At 55.0% G+C, this 24,177-nt stretch carries 26 protein-coding genes and 4 pseudogenes; 19 read left to right on the top strand and 11 right to left on the bottom strand.

The genetic code is table 11. From position 1 onward, the window contains the following. Positions 1 to 90 precede the first annotated feature (90 nt). The 3 genes from JMJ16_RS49900 to JMJ16_RS49910 form a co-directional block, all read right to left on the bottom strand. On the bottom strand, positions 91 to 1,386 hold the full coding sequence (locus JMJ16_RS49900; protein WP_201393833.1) for an MFS transporter: 1,296 nt from the start codon (positions 1,384 to 1,386) through the stop codon (positions 91 to 93). A 142-nt stretch (positions 1,387 to 1,528) separates the two neighbouring features. Further along, complete coding sequence (locus JMJ16_RS49905) at positions 1,529 to 2,476, bottom strand: NADP-dependent oxidoreductase (RefSeq protein ID WP_201393835.1); 948 nt, start codon at positions 2,474 to 2,476, stop codon at positions 1,529 to 1,531. A gap of 394 nt (positions 2,477 to 2,870) precedes the next feature. Then, positions 2,871 to 3,194 (bottom strand): dihydrofolate reductase family protein, encoded by a 324-nt coding sequence (locus tag JMJ16_RS49910; protein ID WP_201393837.1) that lies wholly within the window; start codon positions 3,192 to 3,194, stop codon positions 2,871 to 2,873. 55 nt (positions 3,195 to 3,249) lie between these two features. On the opposite strand from JMJ16_RS49910, the gene JMJ16_RS49915 reads away from it, so the two are divergent. From JMJ16_RS49915 to JMJ16_RS55500, 4 genes are all read left to right on the top strand, one after another. Beyond that, the gene (locus tag JMJ16_RS49915) at positions 3,250 to 3,396 is read left to right on the top strand and encodes a hypothetical protein (protein ID WP_201393840.1); all 147 of its coding nucleotides are present in this window, start codon (positions 3,250 to 3,252) and stop codon (positions 3,394 to 3,396) included. 161 nt (positions 3,397 to 3,557) lie between these two features. Next, positions 3,558 to 4,268, top strand: a complete 711-nt coding sequence (locus tag JMJ16_RS49920) for an IS6 family transposase (RefSeq protein WP_201393842.1) — start codon at positions 3,558 to 3,560, stop codon at positions 4,266 to 4,268. Between the two features lie 48 nt (positions 4,269 to 4,316). After that, complete coding sequence (locus JMJ16_RS55495) at positions 4,317 to 5,045, top strand: PLP-dependent aminotransferase family protein (protein WP_236602103.1); 729 nt, start codon at positions 4,317 to 4,319, stop codon at positions 5,043 to 5,045. Then, a complete protein-coding gene (locus JMJ16_RS55500; RefSeq protein ID WP_236602104.1) occupies positions 5,042 to 5,359 on the top strand; it encodes a hypothetical protein in 318 nt (105 codons plus the stop codon). The genes JMJ16_RS55495 and JMJ16_RS55500 overlap by 4 nt, the downstream gene beginning before the upstream one ends. A gap of 190 nt (positions 5,360 to 5,549) precedes the next feature. On the opposite strand, the pseudogene JMJ16_RS49930 reads toward JMJ16_RS55500, so the two are convergent. Next, positions 5,550 to 6,383, bottom strand: a pseudogene (locus JMJ16_RS49930) (IS6 family transposase); the annotation flags it as partial. 643 nt (positions 6,384 to 7,026) lie between these two features. On the opposite strand from JMJ16_RS49930, the gene JMJ16_RS49940 reads away from it, so the two are divergent. From JMJ16_RS49940 to JMJ16_RS49985, 10 genes and pseudogenes are all read left to right on the top strand, one after another. Then, positions 7,027 to 7,278 (top strand): alpha/beta fold hydrolase, encoded by a 252-nt coding sequence (locus tag JMJ16_RS49940; protein WP_201393843.1) that lies wholly within the window; start codon positions 7,027 to 7,029, stop codon positions 7,276 to 7,278. Positions 7,279 to 7,538: 260 nt separating this feature from the next. Beyond that, a complete protein-coding gene (locus JMJ16_RS49945) occupies positions 7,539 to 8,897 on the top strand; it encodes an FUSC family membrane protein (RefSeq protein WP_201393844.1) in 1,359 nt (452 codons plus the stop codon). Further along, positions 8,878 to 9,801, top strand: coding sequence for an FUSC family protein (locus tag JMJ16_RS49950; protein WP_236602143.1), 924 nt, complete (start codon positions 8,878 to 8,880; stop codon positions 9,799 to 9,801). The genes JMJ16_RS49945 and JMJ16_RS49950 overlap by 20 nt, the downstream gene beginning before the upstream one ends. Before the next feature lie 103 nt (positions 9,802 to 9,904). After that, positions 9,905 to 10,108, top strand: a complete 204-nt coding sequence (locus JMJ16_RS49955) for a hypothetical protein (RefSeq protein ID WP_201393845.1) — start codon at positions 9,905 to 9,907, stop codon at positions 10,106 to 10,108. Then, on the top strand, positions 10,093 to 10,485 hold the full coding sequence (locus JMJ16_RS49960) for a 2-deoxy-5-keto-D-gluconate 6-phosphate aldolase domain-containing protein (RefSeq protein ID WP_201393846.1): 393 nt from the start codon (positions 10,093 to 10,095) through the stop codon (positions 10,483 to 10,485). The genes JMJ16_RS49955 and JMJ16_RS49960 overlap by 16 nt, the downstream gene beginning before the upstream one ends. Before the next feature lie 164 nt (positions 10,486 to 10,649). Then, positions 10,650 to 11,012: a RidA family protein gene (locus tag JMJ16_RS49965; protein WP_236602105.1), complete on the top strand. Its 363-nt coding sequence runs from the start codon at positions 10,650 to 10,652 to the stop codon at positions 11,010 to 11,012. After that, positions 11,009 to 11,146 carry a hypothetical protein gene (locus JMJ16_RS49970; protein WP_201393847.1) on the top strand — a complete coding sequence of 46 codons (138 nt, stop codon included), beginning with the start codon at positions 11,009 to 11,011 and terminating at the stop codon, positions 11,144 to 11,146. The genes JMJ16_RS49965 and JMJ16_RS49970 overlap by 4 nt, the downstream gene beginning before the upstream one ends. Positions 11,147 to 11,167: 21 nt before the next feature. After that, positions 11,168 to 11,518 (top strand): rhodanese-like domain-containing protein, encoded by a 351-nt coding sequence (locus tag JMJ16_RS49975; protein ID WP_201393848.1) that lies wholly within the window; start codon positions 11,168 to 11,170, stop codon positions 11,516 to 11,518. A gap of 73 nt (positions 11,519 to 11,591) precedes the next feature. Further along, positions 11,592 to 11,744: pseudogene (locus JMJ16_RS49980) on the top strand (ATP-binding protein); the annotation flags it as partial. Between the two features lie 872 nt (positions 11,745 to 12,616). Then, entirely contained in the window at positions 12,617 to 13,564 is a 948-nt protein-coding gene (locus tag JMJ16_RS49985; protein ID WP_201393850.1) for an NADP-dependent oxidoreductase, read from the top strand. Between the two features lie 52 nt (positions 13,565 to 13,616). Here the strand turns inward: JMJ16_RS49985 and JMJ16_RS49990 are convergent, their stop codons facing one another. The 3 genes and pseudogenes from JMJ16_RS49990 to JMJ16_RS50000 form a co-directional block, all read right to left on the bottom strand. Next, positions 13,617 to 13,856: an SDR family oxidoreductase gene (locus JMJ16_RS49990; RefSeq protein ID WP_236602106.1), complete on the bottom strand. Its 240-nt coding sequence runs from the start codon at positions 13,854 to 13,856 to the stop codon at positions 13,617 to 13,619. A gap of 46 nt (positions 13,857 to 13,902) precedes the next feature. Continuing rightward, positions 13,903 to 14,223, bottom strand: a pseudogene (locus JMJ16_RS49995) (DDE-type integrase/transposase/recombinase); the annotation flags it as partial. 81 nt (positions 14,224 to 14,304) lie between these two features. Then, positions 14,305 to 15,126: pseudogene (locus JMJ16_RS50000) on the bottom strand (IS6 family transposase). A 257-nt stretch (positions 15,127 to 15,383) separates the two neighbouring features. Between JMJ16_RS50000 and JMJ16_RS55510 the strand changes: the two are divergent. From JMJ16_RS55510 to JMJ16_RS50020, 5 genes are all read left to right on the top strand, one after another. Continuing rightward, on the top strand, positions 15,384 to 17,414 hold the full coding sequence (locus JMJ16_RS55510; protein WP_236602107.1) for a hypothetical protein: 2,031 nt from the start codon (positions 15,384 to 15,386) through the stop codon (positions 17,412 to 17,414). Further along, on the top strand, positions 17,326 to 18,090 hold the full coding sequence (locus JMJ16_RS56340) for a response regulator transcription factor (protein WP_255553339.1): 765 nt from the start codon (positions 17,326 to 17,328) through the stop codon (positions 18,088 to 18,090). The genes JMJ16_RS55510 and JMJ16_RS56340 overlap by 89 nt, the downstream gene beginning before the upstream one ends. Before the next feature lie 153 nt (positions 18,091 to 18,243). Further along, entirely contained in the window at positions 18,244 to 18,624 is a 381-nt protein-coding gene (locus tag JMJ16_RS50010) for a plastocyanin/azurin family copper-binding protein (protein WP_201393853.1), read from the top strand. Then, positions 18,621 to 19,094 (top strand): DUF6220 domain-containing protein, encoded by a 474-nt coding sequence (locus tag JMJ16_RS50015; protein WP_201393855.1) that lies wholly within the window; start codon positions 18,621 to 18,623, stop codon positions 19,092 to 19,094. The genes JMJ16_RS50010 and JMJ16_RS50015 overlap by 4 nt, the downstream gene beginning before the upstream one ends. 81 nt (positions 19,095 to 19,175) lie before the next feature. Further along, positions 19,176 to 19,373, top strand: coding sequence for a hypothetical protein (locus JMJ16_RS50020; RefSeq protein WP_201393856.1), 198 nt, complete (start codon positions 19,176 to 19,178; stop codon positions 19,371 to 19,373). A 22-nt stretch (positions 19,374 to 19,395) separates the two neighbouring features. Here the strand turns inward: JMJ16_RS50020 and JMJ16_RS50025 are convergent, their stop codons facing one another. The 4 genes from JMJ16_RS50025 to JMJ16_RS50040 all read right to left on the bottom strand — a co-directional run bounded on the left by JMJ16_RS50025 (position 19,396) and on the right by JMJ16_RS50040 (position 24,161). After that, positions 19,396 to 20,169: an IS6 family transposase gene (locus tag JMJ16_RS50025; RefSeq protein WP_201393858.1), complete on the bottom strand. Its 774-nt coding sequence runs from the start codon at positions 20,167 to 20,169 to the stop codon at positions 19,396 to 19,398. 330 nt (positions 20,170 to 20,499) lie between these two features. After that, the gene (locus JMJ16_RS50030; protein WP_201393860.1) at positions 20,500 to 21,861 is read right to left on the bottom strand and encodes an MFS transporter; all 1,362 of its coding nucleotides are present in this window, start codon (positions 21,859 to 21,861) and stop codon (positions 20,500 to 20,502) included. Between the two features lie 89 nt (positions 21,862 to 21,950). Beyond that, on the bottom strand, positions 21,951 to 22,895 hold the full coding sequence (locus JMJ16_RS50035) for a hydroxymethylglutaryl-CoA lyase (RefSeq protein WP_201393862.1): 945 nt from the start codon (positions 22,893 to 22,895) through the stop codon (positions 21,951 to 21,953). Between the two features lie 3 nt (positions 22,896 to 22,898). Further along, the gene (locus tag JMJ16_RS50040; RefSeq protein WP_201393864.1) at positions 22,899 to 24,161 is read right to left on the bottom strand and encodes a CaiB/BaiF CoA-transferase family protein; all 1,263 of its coding nucleotides are present in this window, start codon (positions 24,159 to 24,161) and stop codon (positions 22,899 to 22,901) included. Positions 24,162 to 24,177 lie beyond the last annotated feature (16 nt).

The following is a 24,177-nucleotide window of genomic DNA, read 5'->3' on the forward strand; positions in this document are numbered from 1 at the left end:
TGCTCAAAAAGCGCTTGCCAGGCTGTCAGTCCAACCAGGGGGACTCCGGCTGCCTAGGTGTGCCCAAGGGTTCGTGGCTTGGGCGCCACATCATTCCCTCCTTGCGAGTGTTACGAACCGCGCCGCCACCGCGGAGAGCACGGCAGCGGCAAGGACGATGAAGCCCGCTGTGAGGAATACCGTCCGCAAGGTTGTCGACGAAACAAGGATCGCTCCGAGGCCAGACCCTGCGGCCAGGGCTATCTGAAGGTTCGTCACATTCACCGCCGACGCGGCCTCCGGGGTTTCCGGGGCCGCGTCGAGTATCCAGACCAGCGTTCCCGGGTTCACGACTCCCCAGAACAGGCCCCACAGCACGAGCAACAGACCAGCCAGCCAGGGTACGGAGCCCGTGTTCGCCAACCCGATGAGCAATGCGGCCACCACTGCCGCCGCCCCGCCGAAGCTGCCGATCACCCAGCGCTTGAACAGCGATCCGGCGACGAGTGAGCCGACGATGCCACCGCAGCCGTAGATGACGTACAGCAGGGAGATCACGCCGCTGGACAGATGTGTGTGTTCCATCAGGAACGGGGTGATGTACGTCCAGGCGGTGAACTGTCCGATGAACGCCACCGCGCCTGCTGCCATTCCGAGCCGGGCGGCCCGCCGTTTCACGACTCCCACGAGATCACCCAGGTGCGTACTCATGTCCGGCGGAATACCGGGCAGCACGACCGCCTGAGCAACCACGACAAGCAGTGTCACCGCCGCCGCAATGGCGAAAGTGAGACGCCAGCCGACGAGGCTGCCGAGGAACTGTCCCGCCGGCAGCCCTACTACCGTCCCGCCCGAAATACCCGCCGCGATGATGGTGATGGCGCGAGTGCCGTGGGCCGGGCCTACCAGCTTGGGTCCGACCGGTGAGACCACAGTCCAGAATGCTCCGAGGGTGGCGCCGAAGAGCATACGGGCGATCAGCATCAGGGCGAAATTCGGCGCAACCGCAACGATCGCGTTCGACACCAGTATCGTCAGTCCCAGGACCAGAATGACCGGGCGTCGGTTGAAGCGGCCGGAGACGGTGAAGAACAGCGGCGCCGACACTGCGGCGCTGAAACCTGGCACGAGCACCATTAGCCCTGCGAGGCCAAGCGAGACATGCAGTCCGCCGGCGATCTGCGGCAGCAGCCCCACCGGTATCGTCTCCGTCATGACGAGGACGAAAGCGCCGAGCGCGACGGCACCGACGGACAGCCAGAGCCGCCTGATCCTGGGCTCCGCGGCAGCGGCCTCCGCGCAAACGGCTGCAGGCCGGGTCGGGACGGCCGCGGCGCACGACGATGCCGCGACCACGCGCACCCTTGGTGCGTTGTGTGGCAGCGTCGCTTCTTTGTTTTCAATCATATGTTCTCCTCACTCATCACCTTCTAACTGGTCGCTGATCGGGTATATAGACGAGGTGTGAGGGAGCCAGGTAAGCCAGCCGAACCTCCACCGTTGGAGTGAGCAGGACCAGCACTCGTTGTGCCTGTCACCAGCATCATGGTCATCTCCTCCTTTCCTCGTCCTCTATGCGCAAAATGATTTTTCCGCGCGTGTGCCCTTGGAGGGCCTGCTCAAACGCCTGGGATGCCTCTGAGAGCGGGAAGACCCGCTTGATGATTGGTCGGAGCTGGCCTGTATCTATCAGGTCCCCGATGTCTATGAGCTGTTCTCGATTGGGCTTGACGACAAAAAAGAGCTCACGCACGCCAAAGGCAGCAGCCTGCTCCTGGGATGGGGGGCTAAACACACTCAGGAGCAGTCCGCCCTTCCTTAGAACCCGCCAGGAGCGAGCTTCTGTCTCACCGCCTATAGTATCAAGCACCAGATCAACATCACGCACCACCTCCTCGAAACGCGTGGTGGTATAATCAATAATCTCATCGGCTCCCAACGTGCGTAGGAATGCATGATTGTGTGCGGAGGCTGTCGCGATCACCGTGGCACCAGCCCACTTTGCCATTTGAACCGCCATGCTTCCCACACCACCGGCGGCCCCATGAATGAGGAGAGATTGCCCACTGGTCAGCCCTGCGTGCTCAAAAAGCGCTTGCCAGGCTGTCAGTCCAACCAGAGGAACTCCGGCTGCCTGTATGTGCTCAAGGGTTCGAGGCTTGGGCGCCACATCAGTCGCGCGTGCGATCGTGTACTCCGCAGCCGCGCCATCCCGCCAAAATTCGGTGAGCGCATAGATAGCCTCTCCTACAGCCACACCGGTGACGTCGGGTCCTACTTCAACGACCTCACCAGAAACATCATGACCTGGTATGGGATGCTGACGTTCGATACCAGCCGGTGTTTTCCAGGTTTCTGACCAGGTAGGTTCCTGCCACATCACACTTGTCGCATGGACACGAATCAGGACTTCTCCTACTCCTGGCTGAGGTTGCGGTGCATCTTCGAACACACATTGATCGGGTCCGCTCTGACCATAGAGGCGAATAGCTTTCATCGCTTCCATGTCTCCTTGTTCTTCCTCATTCTTCCAGCGCATTTCCAGGCTGATCTCTCCAGCAGGACCGACACATGACCCAACGAAATGCCGCAGACGCCGAGAAGTCTTGAGCTAAAGGGGAGCTTCTGAATGGATACGTACCTGCATGTGGCTCCGAAGTGCTTTCCCTGGCAAAATTATAGAAGGATAGTGGTCTTCCTACAAGGGCCATTTTCTATGGAAAGTACGGAGCCATTTTGCTATGCCAGGTTTTGGAACTGGTCTCTCTCTGACGAGCGTGCCCTTGGCCGGAGAGGTGCGTTTATCCCCCATCTGTTGCGTCTGTTCATGCCTTTCTCACGCGGAAACGCAGGTTGGTCAGTTGCTCTGCTTGTGAGACGGCTATCGTCTCTCAGGCAACCTGTTCGCCCGCCTTTCGGGCAAAGAAGTGGACACCAGCACCGAGCAAGATGGGCGCTACATGCACGAGGATCTCGTCAATCAGCCCTGCCTCGAGACACTGACGGGCAAGGCTGGCACCGATGATCAGCAGATTCTTCCCCTCTGTGGCTCGCAAGCCTGTCGCAACTGCGGATCGAATGTCATCTGAGAGGAACGTGATCGTCTCATCTTCTTCGTCGTCAGGTGCGTGATGCATCAGGACGAACACAGGCCCGATCCAGGCTCCTCCGAAGACCTTCCGATACGCTGGTGGTAGTCCCGGTTTCCGGTCCACATCGTAGCTCCGTCTGCCACTCAGCACGGCACCTGTCGTCTGGATGACCTGGCAGATGGGAAGCGCTCAACGTCGGCAAGAACGCAGGCATCTACGTCGTCAACGCACAGCCCAACGACGCACGCTTGTACCCACGTCCCGTCAAGGCGTGCTGGCATTCCTGCCTCGCACCCTGACCCAGGCCAAGGGAGCAACAGCGTAACCGACCATGAACCATGACTGTGAGCATGTCATTTGCCAGGTAAAAAAGCGTGATTGCCAAATAACCTGCCGATCATTTTTCGCGGTTGAGAACGCAGGCTGTGTTGCAAAAAGAAAACTGATCTGTCAGAATGGCGAGAAAGAAGAAAAAGAGGATCAGTCATGGTGGAGCAGCACCCATTCAAATGGCGTCATTTCCAGGCAGAGATCATTTTGTTGTGCGTGCGTTGGTACTTACGATACGCACTCAGTTATCGCGATCTCGAAGAGATCATGCTGGAACGAGGGTTGCCAGTCGATCATACGACGATCTATCGTTGGGTTCAACGATACGCCCCAGAACTGGAGAAGCGCTGTCGGCCCCACCTCAAAGCTACTACCAATTCCTGGCGTGTTGACGAAACGTATATCAAGGTCAAAAAACAATGGATGTACCTCTATCGAGCAGTTGATGCACTGGGGAACACGCTCGATTTTTATTTCAGCCCGAGCAGAGATACGCAAGCTGCCAAGCAGTTCTTGTTGAAAATACTTGTCGCCTCTCATACCAGCGAGCCGCGCGTCATCAATGTGGACAAAAACGCTGCATATCCCAAAGCGTTTGCTGATTTGAAAGCGGAAGGATATGTCCCTGCTGGCTGCGAATTACGGCAAGTCAAATACCTCAACAATCGTATTGAGCAAGACCATCGATTCATCAAACGGTTAACCAAGCCTGGGATGGGCTTTTCTTCGGTCGAGACAGCACAACGAACCCTTCACGGATTTGAAATCATGAACACGGTCAGGAAAGGGCAATTGCAAGGAGTAGAAAAAGGAGATGTGAGAGGCCAGGTCGCTTTTGTTACCAAACTCTTTGGAGTGATCGCCTAAACTGAACCAGGAGAAAACTCCATGATTATTTTGACTTCTTCATAATTCTTGCAACACAACCTCGGAGATCAGCACACAACGGATAGCTCAGAAACGCCTCAAGCAGTGCTTGCCCGGCGCGGCCAATTGCTCATCAAGGAGTCTTCTTCAGAAGAATTCTTTACCGACCGGGCCAACCGAAGCACAAGCGTGTTCCGCTCCGGCCAGCCAGATGTGGCAGCCTTTCCGTACGAGGTCTGGGCCAGATTGGTAGCAAAACATGCACGCCACTCACTGCAAGCCGTCTCATGCTACCAGGACGCGCAAGGCTACGCCCCGCTGCGCGAGGCTATCGCCGCGCACATCGGTATTACACGCGGCGTCCACTGCTCGCCCGAACAGATCATCCTCACCGCTGGAGCACAGGGAGCACTCGACCTGGTCGCGCGCGTCTTGCTTGATCCTGGTGATCTGGCCTGGGTCGAAGATCCTGGGTATGAAGGAGCACATGGAGCACTGCTGGTCGCCGGGGCAAAACTGGTCCCCGTGCCAGTGGATCGGGAGGGGATCGATGTTGAAAGCGGACGACAGCTTTGCCCAAAGGCACAGCTGGCCATCGTTACCCCTTCGCATCAGTTCCCGACAGGAGTCACCATGAGTCTCAGCCGACGGCTCGCGCTGTTGGAATGGGCGAGAGAGACCCAAGCCTGGATCATCGAGGATGATTATGATAGTGAGTATCGCTTTAGTGGACGACGCTGGGGGCGCTGCAAGGGCTGGATAACGGCAGGCGCGTGATCTATATTGGAACCTTTAGCAAAGTGCTCATTCCCTCATTGCGCCTGGGTTATCTGGTCATCCCCACCGAGCTGCTCAAGGGCTTGATCGCAACGTGCCGCATTATCGATAGGCACCTCCCGCTCCTCGAGCAATTGGCCCTGGCCGACTTTATTGCTGAGGGTCATTTTGCGCGACACTTGCGGAAAATGCGTGGGCTGTACAGAGAACGTCGGAATGCTCTCATAGAGGCACTTACACAGGAATTCGGCGAGATGTTAGATATCATCGTACCAGAAGCATGCACTTGGTCGCTTGGCTCCCTGAAGGGATGAGCGCCCAGAGAGTCGTCCAGCAAGCTTCAGCGCATGGCCTGCACCTTCTGCCTCTTTCACAACCCAGTCAGCGCCCCTTTCAACGTGACGGTCTTCTTTTTGGTTTTGCGAGCGCTCCCCCAGAAGAACTGCGCGCGGGGGTAAAAACACTAGCGCTGGCACTAGGAAAAATGCGACTTGAACGGTTCTGTCAGAACTGAGCACATAAAAGCCCACGGAAAGAGATGGAAGCCATTCGCATCAGGAGTTGCAGGGAAGCAAGTTGTTCTGTGAACAACCGTCGTTGCTCCCGAAGAGGCAGTGTTTCTCCCGTAGTGTGACGTGGGCGAAAGTAGTTACGCAATTCATCAAAAGCGCGGCAAAAACGCGCCGCTGATGCGAAATTCCCAAAGCCACGCATCGGATAGTACCGTTGTCTCACTCCTCGATGGTCTTGCTCCAACCGATTGTTGAGATATTTATTGGTCCGATGCAGTACGTCGCTGCCAAGGATCCTACGTATTGCTCGTGGGTAGGAAGTATGCCCATCTGTTGTCACGCGCTCTGGGGCATGACTAACAACCGCAACTGCCTGCTTGAAAAACTGCTGTGCCGCCTCCATGTTCCGCTTCTCGCTCAGCATGGAATCAACCAGGTTGCCGTCGACGTCAATGGCGCGATAGAGATAGCACCACGTTCTGTGAACTTTCATATAAGTCTCATCCACATACCAAGACCTTCCCGCTTGTCCCCGTCGTTTGGCTCGCAGCTGGTCTGCCACCAAGGGCTCAAACCGAGCTTCCCAGTCCCGAACGGTTTCATGGGTAAACACGATGCCCCGCTCGAGAAACATTTCAGAGAGATCCCGCAGGCTCAACTTGTACCGAAGCCGCCACAAGACAACCAGCAGAATCACATCAGTGGGATATTCCAGGAAGTTGAATGGCGTCCCTGCGCACTCGTTGAAGCGGCGTTTGCAAGCCGAGCAATAAAACGCTCGATAGCCAAGCGTGGTCTTCTGGGTTTGTTCTTTAGTGGAAGCTGAGGCATAGGTATTGTCAACTTAAGGAGAGTTGTAGAGATTCTAGCAGAGAAAATATGGGAAAAGTGGTGAAGCCTCCCTATTTTCAGGGGTCATTTTCTCCAAAATGACCCGCAAAGTGAGGAGGAAATGGTGAAAGCTCAACAACAGAAATTTTTAAGTTGACAATGCCCGTCTCCCACCCTGCTCTTGATATATCCTTCCAGCAGCAATATCTCATAGGCAAGGGCAGCGGTGTTGCATGATACCTCCAGTTCGCTGGCGAGAACACGTGTCGAAGGCAGACGCGTACCAGCCTCTCATTGTCCCGGCAGAATCTTCGAGCGCAGCCGCTCATAAAGCTGTTTGTACAGTGGGATGGATGCGTTCTGGTCGAGGGTGATTTCCGGCCTTTGGCCAGGTAGTGCTCTTTTCGGCATACGGTATCTGCGTTCCTGAAAGTCTTAACATGGATTGAAATCTTTCTTCAATGGCCCCTTTCGTCTACCTGAAAATGGCTCTTTTGATAAGCCCATCATTGGAGTATGCTTCTCGTGTCAGGAAAAGAAAGTTTCTTAAAGAAGCAGATAAAGGAGATGTCCAGAGGGAAGCGAGCATGAATGGTCGAGTTGCAAAAAAATTGGGCTGAGAAAATGGTGCAGGTAATGTGGCTCTACCCAATGTGCTGAGCTTTACATTTTTTGCAACACGACCGGCAAAACTGCGCAATCTGACTGTTCTTACGCTGATTATATGGGGAGCGAGCGATAATCTGTTTCCCGTGACGTGGTCACGCTGGTTGGCAAACACTATCCCCGGCACAAAGCTCCGGGTGGATGTGCCCCATGCTCGGCTCTATATGCCCGCAGAACATGCCGCCGAGTTTAACGCGGAGCTACGAATACTCTGGCAAAGGTAAGTCATTTGCGTTTCTGGATGATTGCTTCTGGGCACTTCAAAGAAGCATGAGCACCTGAGCATCGTTCTCTCTGTGATATTAGCTGGTGGTTTTCAGACAGGATCACTCTTATGAGACATCTGAAAACCATGAGCAGGCATGTGTTTCGCGCGGATTTTCTCGCGTTTGCTTCAAAATCCGCGCAGATGTGACCTTATATACTCATTGAATCATGGCCTTTGTCTTTCTTTGTCATCAATTGGTACTTGGAGCAATTTTTTATGCAAGAATATCGTTCTCATAAGCGTCGGAATACGTCATCTCTACAAGCATCCCGCCGATCCTGGTTTGAAGCTTTCACGTTATCCTGGCGTGCTGCCTTGCGTATGAATATGCCGCAAGCAATGGTTTTGAAGGCGCTCCGTGGAACTGCAGGGATCGCGCTTCCATTGGCTATGGGATTAGCTACAGGTCATATGGTGGAGGGTGCAACGGTTGCTGGCGGAACCGCGCTCTGGACGGTCATGAATATGACGAACCCTAATCATGCACGGCTCCGCGTCTTATTTTTGAGCTGTGTGAGTATGGGGGTTGGAGCTTTTATCGGTTCCGTCATCGGCACGCTCCCGATCTTGCCGATCGTGATCGTGGGTGCCGTGGCGTTTGTAGCAGGCCTCTTAGTGGTAGTCAGTCTATCTGTCGCCATGATTGGCATGCAATCGTTGGTCGCCATCCTGTTCCTTCAGTCCTTTGCGCGTGATCCTCTGCACGCGTTCTTCCAGGCGGCACTTGTCTTCACAGGAGCTTTACTTGCATTTCTGCTCGAAATGCTCCTCTCACCCTGGCGTCGTACTGGTGCTGAGCGAAAGATGTTGTCCCTGTTCTTTAAGCGCCTGGCAGAGATGGCCGGAGCGACCGATGACAATCTGGAGATGCATAACAAGATGGTACGTGCAGCGTTGGTCCAGTCCCAGGCGATCCTGCTCGATCGTGATGACCACCGCTCACGAGGAAGAGCACTTTTCGCACTCTATGGCGAGGCCGAACGGATGCGCCTGTTGCTCATTGTCTTGCATCGACTGAGACAGGAGTTACGAGAAACACCCTCCGAGTCAAAGGAAGGCATCGCCGCCCTGGAACAACTTTTGCAGGAGCTTTCAAGGAAGTTACAGAGCGTCTCCCAGCACCTTATCCTCGGACCCAGCGCTTTGCGCCGGGAAGAGGAAGCAGGGCAATTACGGTCAAACGAGAACATCGAAATGATTTTCTCCCAGGCGCAACAATGGCAGGCCACTTCGTCTGAGCCGCAAGCACTCTTTCAAAACATCCTTGCCTATGTTCAGCGTGTGATCCGTCTCTTGTATAGAATCGAGTGTTTAACACAGACATGGCGCTACCCTGATCCTGTAGTTCTTGCGGAATATACCCTCCACCACCATTCAGCATGGGCCGAATTCTATAATGTGCAAGCCATCCTCAGAGCAAATTTCACGTTTCGTTCAACCGCGTTTCGCCATGCGATTCGCCTGGGGGTGACGCTGGCGCTCACAACCGCTCTCTATCATCTTCCAGGATGGCCTATCGGGGGGGGGGTACTGGATATCGTTCACGGCCTTTGCTATTCTCAAGCCAGACTTTAATACAACGCTCACGCGGAGTGTGTCTCGTCTGGTGGGAACCTTGGGTGGGGTGATCCTCGCAACGGTGTTGCTCGTGACATTGAAACCGACACCAGAGATGCTTGTCCTCATTGTCGCTATTGCAGCCTATATCACCCTTGCTTCATTTTTTGTCAATTATGCACTCTATTCCGCCTGGATAACGATTGCGGCAGTATGCTTATTTGCCCTGGTGACTCCGCATCCACTGACAAATGTCTTCGACCGTACTATCAATACGCTGATAGGCGGAGCGTTGGCGTTCGGCATGTTTTTGATCTGGCCGACTTGGGAGCATATGCAGCTCTCTCCCAATATAGTGGCGCGTGTGGAGACACTGCGAAAGCACTTTCTTGCTGTCATGGAGGCGTATATTCAGCCTGATACTTCTCATATCGAGCGCGTTGCTTCTCGCCATCGAGAAGCGAGGCTTGCTTATTCGAACGTAGAAGCCTCGCTAGAGCGCATCACACATGAGCCCTCAGCGCTTCATTTCAATACAGTTCGGGCGCAGGGGCTGCTGGAAGCGCTCAACTCGATCTCATTGAATATTCTGGCCCTTGAAGGCTATCAATTGAATGACGTTGTTCTGCCCTCTGCCATGCAAGATCAACTGAGGTTTTTTGTGAAAGAGGTAGACACAACATTACAACGCCTCTCCCAGACGCTTGCGACTGCCCAACCAGAAACCATCTCGTGCGCTGGCTTAGATGCGGCACTGCATGCTCTGGCCGAGAGTGAAACGTCGGCGCGATCGTCGCAGGAACCTTCGGCAGCCGAGCAATCTTTCCTGGTGAAAGAAGCAGAACAAATTGTTCGCACTATCGATATCATCAGCCAACTCTTGCCTACTGACGACCTGGAACGTGAGGCGGTGACAGCCTGATTTTGGCTACGACAGCAAAGAGCGACGGCAGCGACGTCTATGCCGTACTGCGTCGCTCTTTCCCGATGTATCGTTTCGCTCTGAACGAAAGGAGCCCACACATATGCTCACAGGATATACAAAGCAGCTCTCCATTTTGCCGTTTGACCATCGCAATTCATATATCAGCGGTTTGTTTGGCTGGAAAGAGCCGCTCAGCGTCGAGCAAGCGTTGAGAGTAGCTGAGAGTAAACAAATTATCTACGAGGGCTTTAAAAAGGTACTTATGACACGCAGCTTCGGCCCCGTTTCATGGTCCAGGCCATAGAGGAATTGCGGCAGGCGGGCGTGGAACCGGATGTCTGGAAAATTGAAGGGTTGGATCAACGCACCGACTGTGAGCGGATAGTCGAAGTGGCGCACCGCAATGGCGGGCAGAACGTTGGCCTCATGGTGTTGGGGCGCGGAGCAAGCCAGGAGCGTGTGACGCATTGGCTCCAGGCGGCCGCCAGCGTGCCGGGATCTATCGGCTTTGCCGTTGGCCGCACCAGTTGGTGGAACGCCGTCGTTGACTTTGAGGCAAAGCGTCTCTCCCTGGACGAAGCTACAACGCAAATCGCGCAGAACTTTGAGACCTGGAGCCGGATCTTTCAAGAAGGTCGTCAGATCAGCGTGGCAGCTGATAGTAGCCAGGGAGATCATTAGTTTTTCACTCGGGACGACTCGTATGCTGATATTGTTTGAGGAAAGGTATTCTTCAAAAAAACATCTTTTCTCACCTTTTCTCGCATGCATTCTCACATTGAGATGGAGATAACCAAGGAGACGAAGAATGAACACAATCCACAATATAGGGGTGGCAGCACAGATTGGTCGCTACAGTGATGGGGGTAGAGGTTTCAGGCAAGGTTCGCTGGCTGCATACATCTGGAACGCCTGGCATCAAGCCTGATGGGACCGTGCCAGAGACGATTGAGGAGCAGGCCGACCAGGCCTGGAAGAATATTCTGGCCATCCTGGAATCTGCTGGCATGGGGGTAGCTGATATCGTGAAGGTCAACCAGTATCTGATTCACGCGGAGGATAAATCGGCCTATATTCAAGTTCGAGGCCGTTACCTGGGTGAGGTTTGTCCAGCAGGCATGTTTTCTGTGGTTACCGAACTGATTTACCCGGAAATTCTCGTTGAACTCGAGGTCATTGCGGCAAAAGCTGAAGGAGATTTATTATGAATAAAATACATAATACAGGAGTAGCAACCAAGGTTGCTCAGGTCGGTGATGGTCCAGTGGCCATGTCGTTGATTGTGTCAGGATTTATTCGTCCAGATTTTCTCGTCGAGGCTGAGGTACAGGCAGCGAAGTAAAACGGAATGGAGGAGAAATCATTGAGAAGCATTGACCATCAAGAGTTGAAACAGAAAGTGGACCACCATGAATCCTTTCGCTTGGTGATGGCTCTGAGTGAGTGGCAGTACCAGACAAAGCACATTCCTGGCTCCCTCTACTTCGCCACCATCCAGGATGCGCTGACCGAGCTTCACAAAGAAGACGAGATTGTTGTCTACTGTTCCGACCGAACCTGCGTTGCCAGTGCTGCCTTCGGCAAGTTGCTTGAATACCAGGGCTATGCTCATGTGTTGCATTTCGCAGGTGGGCTGGCCGAGTGGGAGCAAGCAGGCTACCCCTTAGAAGGCCGGGATGTCAGGCGTGATGGTAGAACGACCAGCGGTTTGTGAATACGTACCGGGCACCTTGTCAGGAAAAAGCACATATAAAGCCTGAAGAGAATGAGTCGCAACGTGGCATCTGGGGCAGCGATCTGCCTGGATCGCCGGTTTAGGCATGGGACTCTACATTGTAGGCGAGGTCGTCAAATATCATGAGGGAACCATTACGGTGGACAGCACCATCGGGAAAGGCTCCACCTTTACGGTGATCCTTCCCATCAGGAAGAAGGCCTGACGTGAAAGGCATGTCATCTGCGTAGTCAGCAGCGCCGCCATGATAGTGAACGCTATGCATCCCAGAACTGTCACAGGGCTATCCATACCGGGAAGCCCACAGGACAGAAGATCAGGACATAAATCACTGGCGAGCCGGATGATGCTAACGTATCAAGTCCGGTTCTGAGGGAGGCCGAGGGTAAAGGATTGGACCACAATACCTTGCCAGCGGCCTACCCTACCTCGTTGCGCATCCCGTGGGATGAGCCATTTCATCACCAATCATTCTCCTGTTCAGTTTGCGTCGATGATTCATAATGCGAGGGAAAGTATGACGTTTTTACATGGATCGATTGCTGTTTGCACGGAGGTATCTGCCAGAAAAGGTGGAAGAGATGCATCGGATATAGCTCTGTATGTGTGGCGGTGCTTTGCTCGTTTTGCTGGCCTGGAACATAACAGCGCAGGCAGTTTCTGCCGCAAGCATGCATCTGAACAGACCGCAGGTAGCTTGTAAAGTTGTTCTCGTCAACGAAGTATTCTCGCTCGGACCGGGCGAAACCAAAACCATCGTTGAGGATTTGGATGTCAACCACTGCGATAGAATCGTGTATAGAATGGATGCCACCAAGCTGCTGAACAACTTCGTTCGCTTGGAACTGTTATTCTTTCAACATAGTACGTCTTCGTGCAAAGCATACGTCGATGTCAGACCGGACAAACCAAACGCCGTGGAGGTTCTTTCTATGAATGGCCTCCCCAAGCTCGCGATCACGATCGGGACCTCTTCTGAGGGTGGGAAGAGTACACATGATACGGTCGAGGTGTTTGCGAGCGGATGTGAGGGTTCTTCACGTTCACAAAAATCCAAGAGGGGGAAAGGAGAGAGAAATGAAAGCCATTGGCATTGTTTCTGAAAAGATTGGTGGTCCCGAGCTTTTGGAAGTGGTAGAGGTTGCGAAACCGGTACCTGCTGCTGGGGAAGTGCTCTTGCGGGTGAAAGCTGCGGCTTTAACACCGGATGAACTCACATGGCCGGAAACATGGTATATCCATGGGGAGAGCGCCCAGCCACGACCACGCCCTATTATCCCTGGCCACGAGGTCTCGGGGATTGTTGAAGCAGTTGGTGGGGGAGTGACAGCGTTTCAAGGAGGCGATGAAGTCTATGGGCTTCCCCGCCCTGATCGTGATGGCGCCTGGGCTGAATATGCCATTGTCACTCCCAATCAGATTGCCCTACGACCCCGATCAGTCAGTCATGAAGAGTGTGCGGCTCTCTCCCTCTCGGCGCTCACCGCCTGGCAGGCACTCTTCAAGAAGGGGAACCTGCAAGCGGGACAACGTATCCTCATCCAAGGTGCCGCTGGGGGTGTGGGCAACTATGCCGTTCAGATTGCTCATCTCAAAGGCGCATACGTAATTGCCGTGGCTTCTGGACAGCACCGCGAGACCCTGCTCTCTCTTGGTGCCGATGAAGTGATCGATTACACCACCACCAACGTTGCTGAAGTGGTGAGTGATATCGACTTTATCTTCGATGTAGTCGGAGCCTCGGTGATTGAAGCAAGCATCAAACTGCTCAAACCAGAGGGTACATATGTAGGAATTGCTGGTACCTCCAATCTGGTGAGTAAATATGCCGAGCAGTACCAAAAGAAAGGAATCTGGTTCATCGTTGAAGCCGACACCAATGATCTTACACAGCTTGCTCACCTCACCGATGAAGGGCATCTAAAACCACTGATCGAGAAAGTGTATCCTCTGGAACAAGCTCGTCAAGCCTACGAGCGCCTCTCAGAAGGTCATCTGCGCGGAAAACTAGTTCTGAGTGTCTAGAACAGATGCAAGCTCTGTTTGGGAATTTGTGCAAAAGTTGGCTCTTGCCCAGTTAGAGAGCCTCGATCATAATGACTATTCTTCCTGGGCAACGTCGCCCGGGTGAGCCAGGCGCCCCAGGGGTAGCGGCCACCTGCCGCTGCTTGTACTCCTCATCGAGGACACCCACCATGCGCGTGTCCTCCACCGGGCCGGGCTCGACGACGTTGACCGTGATGCCTCGCGGGCCTAGTTCCTGGGCGAGATACCGGGCGAACTGTGCCAGTGCGGCCTTGGCCGGGTTGTGTTGCAAGAAATTGCAAAGAGAAACTGGGCGTGATTGTTCCTCACCATCTTTCTTAAACAGCCACTCTAAACAATGTAGCGACCAGAGAGGCCTGGCCTCTCACATCTCCTTTTCGCACTCCTTGTACTTGCCCTTTCCTCAGCATGTTCATCATTTCGTACCCTTGTACGGTTCGCCACGCGGTCTCGAACGAGAAAAAGCCCATTCCCGGTTTGGTCAACCGTTTGATACACCGATGGTCCTGTTCGATAAGATTGTTGAGGTATTTCACCTGTCGCAATTCCACGTGTTTAGGCAAGACGCCAGCGGCTTTCAAGTCGGCAATGGCTTTGGGATAGGCCGCGTTTTTATCGACGTTGATCACTCGTGGAGATGGCTTGAAGGGGTTCTGTCAGAACTGAGATCACAGAAAAGCTTCTCAGACGAATAGAATGCTCGCCTCTCGCTCGTTGACTTATGAGGTTGCTTGTATCATTCTCTGGAGAGCAGCTAGACGTTGGAGAAAAGCCTGCCGTTGTTCCAGGAGTGAAACCACTTCGCCCATGGTGCGGCGAGGACGGAGATAGTTGCGCAATTCGTCGAAGGCACAACAGAATCGCGCTGCTGATGTGAAGCTTCCGAAACCACGCATGGGATAGTATCGTTGTTTAATCCCACGATGGTCTTGCTCTAGCCGATTATTGAGGTATGTATTTGTCCGATGTACGACCTCACATCCCATCGTCTCGCGTATGGCACTGGGATAGGAAGCATGGCCATCCGTCGTGACCTGATCGGGAACAGAGCCGACCACAGTAACCGCCTGTTTGAAAAACGCCTGAGCTGATTCCATATTTCGCTTCTCGCTCAACATGGAATCAACGAGATGGCCCTCGTGGTCGATCGCTCGATACAAATAGCACCACTTCCCATGCACTTTGACGTACGTCTCATCCACGTACCAGGATTTTCCGGCCTTCCCTTGCCGCTTGACGCGTCACTGATCTGTTATCAAAGATGCAAACCGCGCTTCCCAGTCTCGGATGGCTTCGTGGGTGAACGAAAATCCACGCGCTAAAAACATCTCAGCAACGTCACGCAGGCTCAATTTGTAGCGTAGTCGCCACAAGACAGCCAGCAGGACGATATCAGTGGGGAATTCGAGATGGTGAAAGGGAGTGCCAGTTCGCTCATTGAACGTAGATTGACAGTGAGGGCAGAAGAACGTGGCATAGCCACATTTGGTTTTCTTTGATCTTTCCCTGGTCTCAGCTGTGGCGCATTTGGGGCAGTTCATCGGTCAACGTTCCTCATTCCGTCAAAATAATAGCACCAGCATACCAGAAGTGTCACCCTCATGCCCAGATGGAGTTTGAGTTCTGACAGAACCTCTCGGAGCTACAGATCGCGCCCAGCGACGACATTCAGGCCTTTTCCACGAGATGAAGAGTAAAGGGTAGGCGCAGCCTGCCTCCTGGCAAGCAGGCATTGCCCTCGCACGGCAAACGTTGTAAACTGTGGGGAAAACGCTACGTTTGACGAAGGAGAGCCATTGTGAGCGGTGACGCGTTTCCACTAGCCCCTGTCTTGCTACCAAAGCTACGCCTGCCCCGCCCGCGCGTGTCTATGGTGCAACGCGAAGCGCTCTTGACGCGCCTGGACGCCGCCACCGAGCACAAACTTACCCTCGTCTCCGCGCCCGCCGGTTATGGCAAGACGACGCTGTTGAGCGCGTGGGCCGCCAGCATCCAGGGCTACCAGGCACGGCCCGCCGTGGCCTGGGTAGCCCTGGATGCTGGGGATAACGACCCCGTGCGCTTCTGGCGCTACTTCATCATGGCCTGCCAGCAAATTTATCCCGGCATCGGACAGGCCGCGCTGGCGCTCCTGCAAGCGCCACACCTTCCCCAACCTGAACGCCTGCCGGGCATGATGGTCTCCACGCTGCTCAACGACCTGAGCCAGCAGCTACAGGCGGGCGTGATGGTGCTGGAAGACTATCACCTCATCACCGAGCCGCAAGTGCACGCGGACCTGACACGTATCCTTGACCTGCCTGAGTCCGGTCTGCGTTTCGTGCTGCTGACACGCGGCGCTCCCCCCTTGCCCCTGGCCCGCCTGCACGCCAGCGACAACCTCTATGAGTTGCGCGTGCCCGACCTGCGCTTCACGCTCGAAGAGACGCGCCTCTTCCTTGGACGCTCGCTCTCGCGCCCCCTGGCGCATGAGTTTGTACAGCATATCGCGCAGCGGACGGAAGGCTGGTCGGTAGGCGTACAACTGGCTACTCTGGCTTTGCGCGGGCATGAGGGCACATCCGAAGCCACGCAGGTCCTTGCGACCTTCTCAGGCAGCAACCGTCATATATTGGAATATTTAATGGAGGAGATACTACGCGAGCAGCCGCAGCCGCTTCAGACCTTCCTGCTTCAGACCAGCCCGCTTGACCGCCTGACGGCCTCGCTGTGTGACGCCGTGACTGGCGGGAACGATAGCGCCTCGCTGCTCGACCAGTTGGAGCGCGGCAACCTCTTCCTGCAATCGCTGGCAGGCACACAGGTCTGGTACCGCTATCACGCCCTCTTCGCCGAAGCCATGCGCCACGAGGCCCGCCAACGCCTTGGTGAAGCCGAGGTATCCGCGTGCTTGCAGCGTGCGAGCGCATGGTATGAACGCGAGCACATGCTACCAGAAGCGATTGAGGCAGCTATGCAGGCCCACGACTTCAAGCGTATGGCGATCCTGATCGCGCGGCTCGTTGAGCCATTGGGCAACTACTTCGAGCGTCAGACGCTCTGGCGCTGGCTCAAGGCCATCCCCTTAGAGGTCCTGAACGTCGTGCCTGGCCTAGGCTTCCTGTACGCCGCTTCCCTCCTCTTCACCAATGATCGACACGCGCCGCTCACGCAAACGCGTGTCGAGCTTCCCCTGAGCCTCGCCGAGCGCTACTGGCGGGACGAAGGCAACGTGCCACGCCTGGCGCAAATTCAATCCTTCCGCGCCCTGGTCGCGCTGTGGCAGGAGCGCTACGCCGAGTCGTTTCGCTACGCCCGCGAGTCCCTGCTGCACCTGCCGGAGCATGAGGCGCAATGGCGCGGCATGAGCCTGCTCAACGTGGGCATGGAAGCGCTGTGGACCGGGCAAGTTGATGAGGCGCAGAGCATGTTCAGTGAGGCCCGCGCGCTACTCGCCGCCTGCAATGCCACCGCGCCCCTGCTGGCCACGCTCGCGGCGCAGGCTGATACTTGCCGCGAGCGTGGCCAGCTCCACCAGGCGAGCATGTACTATCAGCAGGTGCTCACGGAGTTGGAGCGAGCAAGCGCACAGGTAACGTATCCGGTTGATGATAAGGGCGGCGCGATGCTTGGATTGGCGCGGCTCTCTTACGAGTGGAAACTGCTGCAACGCGCCGAGCAGGAGGCACGCGAGGCACTGAGCCTAACTGAGCAACATGGCAACGAAGGGCTGCGCGCGCGCCCTGCTGCTGCTGGCGCGTGTGAGCGGGCAGGAGGCATACGAGCAGGAAGCGGCGGACATCCTGGCCCGTACTCATCGCAATCACCTGCGTCGCGAATTACAGCTTGAGCAGGTCAGCCTGGCCCTCGCGTGTGGCGACCAGGCCACGGCGCTGCGCTGGGCCGCCAATTGCTCTTACGAAGCGACCTCCTTTACCTATCTCCTGCGCGAGAAGGAAGCGCTGTTGCTGGTTCGCCTGCTGATCGCGCAAGAGCGTGCCTCCGAAGCCCTTGCCATGCTCGGCACATGGCTACCCCAGGCGCGGGAGCAGGGACGCCTCCATAGCGAACTGCGCATGCTCACACTGGCGGCGCTGGCTCACGCCACGGGAGTGGAGCAGGAGCGCGATCTCTCCCAGGCCCGCCGCCTGCTGCTCTCGGCACTTGAGAAGGCGAGACCAGAGGGCTATCAACGCCTCTTCCTTGACCTGGGCGATCCCATGCGTACCCTGCTGCGCGCGACTCTGCGCGATATGCAGGATAAGTCGCTATTGACCTATACGCGCACGCTCATCCAGGGCTTTCCCGCTCCCACAACCTCGCCTGCTGCTCCCAACCTGCTCAGTCCGCAGGAATTGCGTGTCTTGCGCTTGCTCGCCGCCGGTCGCTCGCGCCCCGAAATCGCGGTGGAACTCGTCGTCTCTATAAATACTGTGAAAACGCAGGTCAGGAGCATCTATTACAAACTCAACGTCACCAGCCGCAAGGATGCCTATGACGCCGCCCAACGCCTGGGCTTACTCTAAATTACTCTAGCTTGCTCGCCTGATACATCTCACTCTTCCCTCAATCACCCTCCACAATCACCCGGAGAGGGTGATGCCCGCGCATCCACCCGTAGATCATAATAACGTGGATATACCGCGAGCACAAGAATCAACATTTAAAGGAGTTGTAAGATGTTTCGTGCATTTATAAGCATGCTGTCCCTCTGTAGTATCATGCTTCTGAGTATGGTCGCCTGTAGCAGCGGCGCGAGCAGCGACGCGCCCAACAGCGTCCATATGAGCGATACCAGCTTTACCCAGTCATCCATCACCATCAAAAAAGGCGAGAGTATCAATCTGGTCGCCGACACCTATACGCCTCACATTATCGCTAACGGCACCTGGGACGGCGAGACGGCCAAACCCGCCATCGAAGCGGGCGTGCCCCAGGTTGATAAAATCCAGACCAGCGGCAATAGCACCACCGCCATCGGCCCCTTCACTACCGCTGGCACCTTCCACTTATACTGCACCGTTCATAAAGGAATGCAACTGGAGGTCATCGTTCAATGATTGAAAACCAGACTATCGACAACCGCGCGCCACAAGCAGGCGCGCACCCTGTCAGGCGCGTCTTCGCTATCATAAGCAGGGTCTTCCAGGTCCTCTATATTGTCGTCGCCTGGCTCTTCGCGCTCAGCATAGTCGCTCAAACCTATCTAGCGGGCATGGGCCTCTTCGCGGGCGCGACTTGGTTAGAGGTCCATGGCAATATCGGCTGGCTGCTGGCCCGCTTCTCCATCTTGATGCTTGTTTTCCTGCTGCCTGCCCGCTTCCCCTGGAAGGTCGTGGGCCTGCATGCGCTACTGATCGCCGATGTGATCTTTCAGGTCAGCCTGGTCTCGTATTTCCAGGCTTATAAAAATCCGGCACTCACGGCGCTGCACCCGGCGAACGCCCTGCTGCTCTTCATTATAGCGACCGTCCTGGCCTTTAGCGCGCTCAAGTGGACGTGCACAACCTTTAGCAAGAGGAGCACATAGCCATGGCAAACCATTTGTATTAGCCTGCCCTCGGCTACCCGCGAGCGGCAACGCGTCCTCGACCAGCAACTCCACCTCGCCATGCGCGACTACAATCTGGAGAGCGACACCATCGACGTTGGCCTCTTCTTCCTGCGCTACCTGCGCTGGGCGAGGGCGCGGCCCTTATCCTTGAGGAGCGCCGCGCCCTCGCCCAGCGCAACCTTGAGCGCGTCACCGCCGAGCCTCACACGCCCGCGGGTTGTGTTGCAAGAAATTGAAGGAAGACAAAATAAGTAGAAAGGGGTTCTGATTGTTGAGTTTATCCTGCTACTCCAAAGAGCTTGGCGATCAATATAACTTGCTCTTTCACATCTCCTTTTGCCACACCTTGCAGTTGCCCCTTCCTGATCATGTTCATCACCTCGAATCCTTGTACGGTTCGCCATGCGGTCTCAAAGGTAAAAAAGCCCATCCCTGGCTTCGTCAGACGTTTGATACACCGATGATCTTGTTCAATGAGATTGTTGAGGTATTTCAGCTGTCGCAATTCCACGTGCTGAGGCAATACTTCAGTGGCTTTCAAGTTGGCAATGGCCTTGGGATAGGCCGCGTTTTTGTCGACATTGATCACACGGGGAGTTCGTCTTGTGGGAGTGGGAACCGTTGGAGCCGTGGGCGAGGCTACCTGTTGAGCTTGAGGCGTTGAATCCGTAGTGGCATGCAGCGCTTTGAGAAAGAAGCGTTTGGCCGCCTCGGCATCCCGCGTTGGACTCAAGAGAAACTCGATCGTGTTTCCTTCAGAATCCATTGCGCGATAGAGGTACATCCAGACTTTCTTGATCTTGATGTATGTCTCATCGACTTTCCACGAATCATTCCAGGCTTTCAGGTGAGGCCGACAGCGTTTTTCCAATTCTGGAGCATAGTGCTGGACCCAGCGAAAAATAGTGGTATGGTCGATGGATAGGCCCCGCTCCCGCATCATCTCTTTCAGGTCTCGGTAGCTTAAAGCATACCGAAGATACCAACGAACACAGAGCAAAATGATCGCCGCTTCAAGATGACGCCATTTGAACAGTTTGGCATTTTCCATGACAGGGCCTCTCTTCAGAAAATAAGCCCAAACTTATCACATTGGCGTCATCTTTGCAACACAACCTTTTACTCTGCCATCTGCCGAAAACGGGCACATCGAGTATCACAAGCGCTAAAGGGGGATGTCACGAAATTCGTAGCGGAGGCTTCGGGAGAGTAGCATGAATCGGAATTTATTGTGGACAGGGTTTAGCTCTTCCACAATAAATTCCGATTCGTTCTGCCTGTGTATGCCTCAGAGACCGAACCTCACTCCACAACAAATTCCGAAGAGCCCTATAAAATTTGGAGGCTACATGTTTTATTTCTAAAAACTTGTTAAGGCGTGCTACTGAGCAATAACCTCTAATGACTGCCCCGTGCTTCTGGGGCCAAGAACCGCCACATCGAGACACAGAACCGCCAGAATAATTGCTGCTGCAGTAAATACCGCCACTGGGCCAGATGCATGAAGCATGGGAATAGCCACAAAGGGCAAAAGAGCGCTAGTGAGGCGGCTCAGGCTGTAGGCAATACTCACTGCACTACCACGCATACGTGTCGGGAAGATCTCAGCCTGATAGATATGGAAGGCATTGGAAAAGAAGTTACTCATGACCGTCAGCAAGAAGCCAGAGGCGATGATGATCGGCACAGAGTTCGCGAAACCAAAGCAGAGACCCAGCAAAGCCATAGCTATCGCTGATCCCACGATGAGCCATTTGCGCTCAAAACGCTCGACTACAGGAATCGAGATGAGCGATCCCAACGGATAGCCCAGGTAAATGATCGCGGTATAGCCAAGCGTGGAGAAGATATTGAAACCCTTTGCAGTGAGCACGATGGGGGCCAGTGAACCAAAGCCATAGTAGCCGACGGTCTGAAGAATCTGGAAAATCCAGAGCATCGTTGTACGCTTGGCGTAGGTGTGACTAAACATCTCGCTCAGGGGCGCCGATGTACGCGCTTCCACCACAACGTCCTGTGGCTGTGGCAGTTCAGTGAGCTTGTGCTCGCTCATCGCTTCCTTCTCAATCGAACTCATCAACGCATCCGCTTCTTGCTGGCGGTTACGAGTCTCGAACCAGCGCGGGGACTCTGGTAGGCCACGACGGACAAACCAGACGATGATCGCACCCAGAGCGCCCAGGATGAGAAGCCAGCGCCACCCAGGCAGAATGAAATTTGTTGAAGCGAGGAACGTACCCGCGAAACCGGCGGCAGGTATGCCCAGGAAACCGAGTGTGTAGCACCACGCGGTATAGCGACCACGGGCGAAATTGGGAATCATCTCACCCATATAGACATCTGTCAATGGAAGAGTTGCCCCAAGCCCAAGCCCCGCCAATGCGCGGAAAATGATAATCCAGAGAAAACCGGGAGCAAAGGCTGCCGCAAGCGAGAAAACCGAATAGATAAGCAGGTCAATCATGTACATGGTGCGACGACCGATGGCATCCGAGATGATACCAAGCACAATCGCGCCCACAAACATACCGATAAAACCTGAACCAACGACAAGAGCTGTCTCAAACGAGTTGAGGTGATAGGTTTTGGTAAGTACAGTACCTAATAAGCCGCTTAGGAAGACATCAAATAAGTCGAAAAATGCCCCCAACCCCAGCACAATGACCAGTTTACGATGCAATGAGAAGAGAGGTAAACGGTCAACGCGGGCTGCAACTGTCACCTGTTTACTTTGAATCGCCATGGATAGGGCCTCCTTCTTGGAGAATATGTTCGTCAGATCTTTCTAACGAGCACGTTTGTGCATGACCAGATAGAATGGCAGATAACAAGCTAGCTCTTGCGTAGTGAATGGGCCATAGAAACGGATTCTCCCTGCGCGATGGCCGACATAAGCTGGTTGCGCGCCTGGGCCAGCCCGGCGGACGAGATATCTGTAGAGAGGCCCATCGTTTGCAGAAACTCTACTAACGTCTCGGTTGAGAGATTACCCGGAGCACCAGGGGCATAGGGGCAGCCTCCAAGTCCGCCAATAGCCGCTTCAAAGCTGGTAATTCCCGCCTGAAGGGCAGCGAAAACATTGACCAGACCATACCCTCCACGATCATGAAAGTGCGCAGAGAGCGCGATCTGTGGCGATACCTCCTTTCGTACCAGGGTGAACAACTCGTAGACCTGGCGCGGATTCCCGACACCAATGGTATCGGCCAGCGCAATCTGTGACACACCCATAGCAGCATAAGCGTTGACGACAGAGAGCACCGGCTCAGATGCAATAGTACCCTCAAAGGGACAACCAAACGCAGTCGAGACCGCGCCTCGCACCACCACGCCATCCGCACGGGCCTGAGCCGCGACCTCGGCAAGTTGAGCCAGCGAGTCGCTGATTGAGCAGTTGAGATTTGCCCGGTTGTGCGCTTCGCTGGCCGAGACGACCAGGGCGACCTCCGCAATGCCGGCTGCATGCGCCCGTTGGTAGCCTCGCATGTTGGGAATGAGCGCACTGTAGACGACATCGGCATGTCGTGGCAGGCGCATGGTCACATCATCGGCGTCGGCCAACTGAGGAATCCATTTTGGATGAACAAAGGAAGTCACCTCAATATGGCGAACGCCTGCAGCGATAAGAGCGGAGATAAAGTGCAGCTTCTCCTCAGTTGAGACGAAGCGTTCGGCATCCTGCAAGCCATCGCGTGGTGTGACATCAACCACTGTTACTTGCTGTGGCCAGTGTGCCAGTGGGAGATGTTCCGGCTGAAATGAACTATTGTGCGCCATAAATTAGATCACTCCTTCCCCGATAAAGCGATTCAATTCCGTCTCATCGAGCCCTAAAAGATCCCTGTAGATACAGGCATTATCCACCCCCAGTTCTCCTCCACTATGGCTAATAGCACCAGGCGTCTCGCTGAGGTGCGGCACAATTCCTGGCATGAAGGCTATATGGCCTGGCATACGCATGTCAGAAACTTGTGAAATCATGCCGCGCGCCTGGTAGTGAGAGTTGGCTGCAATATCGGCAATGCTCATAACCGGTCCGGCAGGGACACCCGCCTCATCCAGGATCGCCTGTGCCTCTACGAGCGTTTGCGTCCTCGTCCATGCACTGATTATCTCATCAAGTTCTTGGCGATGGTGTATGCGCCCCTGGTTATCCTGAAAGCGCTTATCTTCAGCAAGGTGCGCCTGTCCAATAGCCCTGGCGAGGCGGCGAAAGACATTGTCTCCATTGCCACCAATAGCTAACCAGCCATCATCGCTCGTCTGGTAGGTATTTGACGGTGCCGCATGAAGCAGATCATTCCCGGAGCGTTCTCGCACTACATTAGCATGCATATACTCTGCCAGCATGCTTTCTGTCAGTGCAAAAACAGCTTCTGTAATCGCTACATCCACCACCTGCCCCAGGCCAGTACGTTCGCGTGCCTGGAGTGCAAGCAACGCCCCCATCGCCGCTTGCATTGCTGCGAGTTCATCGCCAAGACTGACCCCCATACGGACTGGTGGCCTATCGGGAAAGCCTGTAACGTAGCGGATGCCTCCCATCGCTTCGCTGATGTTGCCATAGCCAGCACGTTCGCTATAGGGTCCGGTCTGCCCGAAGCCCGAAATGCGCACCAGGATGACACGCGGATTCACCTCACGCAGACGCTCATACCCCAGATTCCAGCCCTCCAGACGACCAGGGCGGAAGTTCTCGATCACAAGATCGCACTGTTCTACCAGCTTGAGTACCAGGTCTTGTCCAGCCTTCTCGCGCAGATTGAGCGTAATCAGCCGCTTATTGCGCGCCTGCGAGAGCCACCAGGCGGAGATCTGCCCCATCTGCGTGGGTATCATCGTCCCCCAGGTACGCAGTTCGTCACCCCGCCCTGGTTGTTCCACCTTGATGACCTCGGCCCCAAAATCTGCCAGAATACGCGCCGCCATGGGTGCTGCAACCAGGGAACCGAGCTCCAGCACACGAATACCATGAAGTGGACGAATGTTCTGCCCCCCGGTCTTTTCCTCACCAGGAAATGGTATTGTTTGATGATCGCTCATGCTATGCAAGTCTCCT

The organism is Ktedonobacter sp. SOSP1-52 (genome assembly GCF_016587395.1).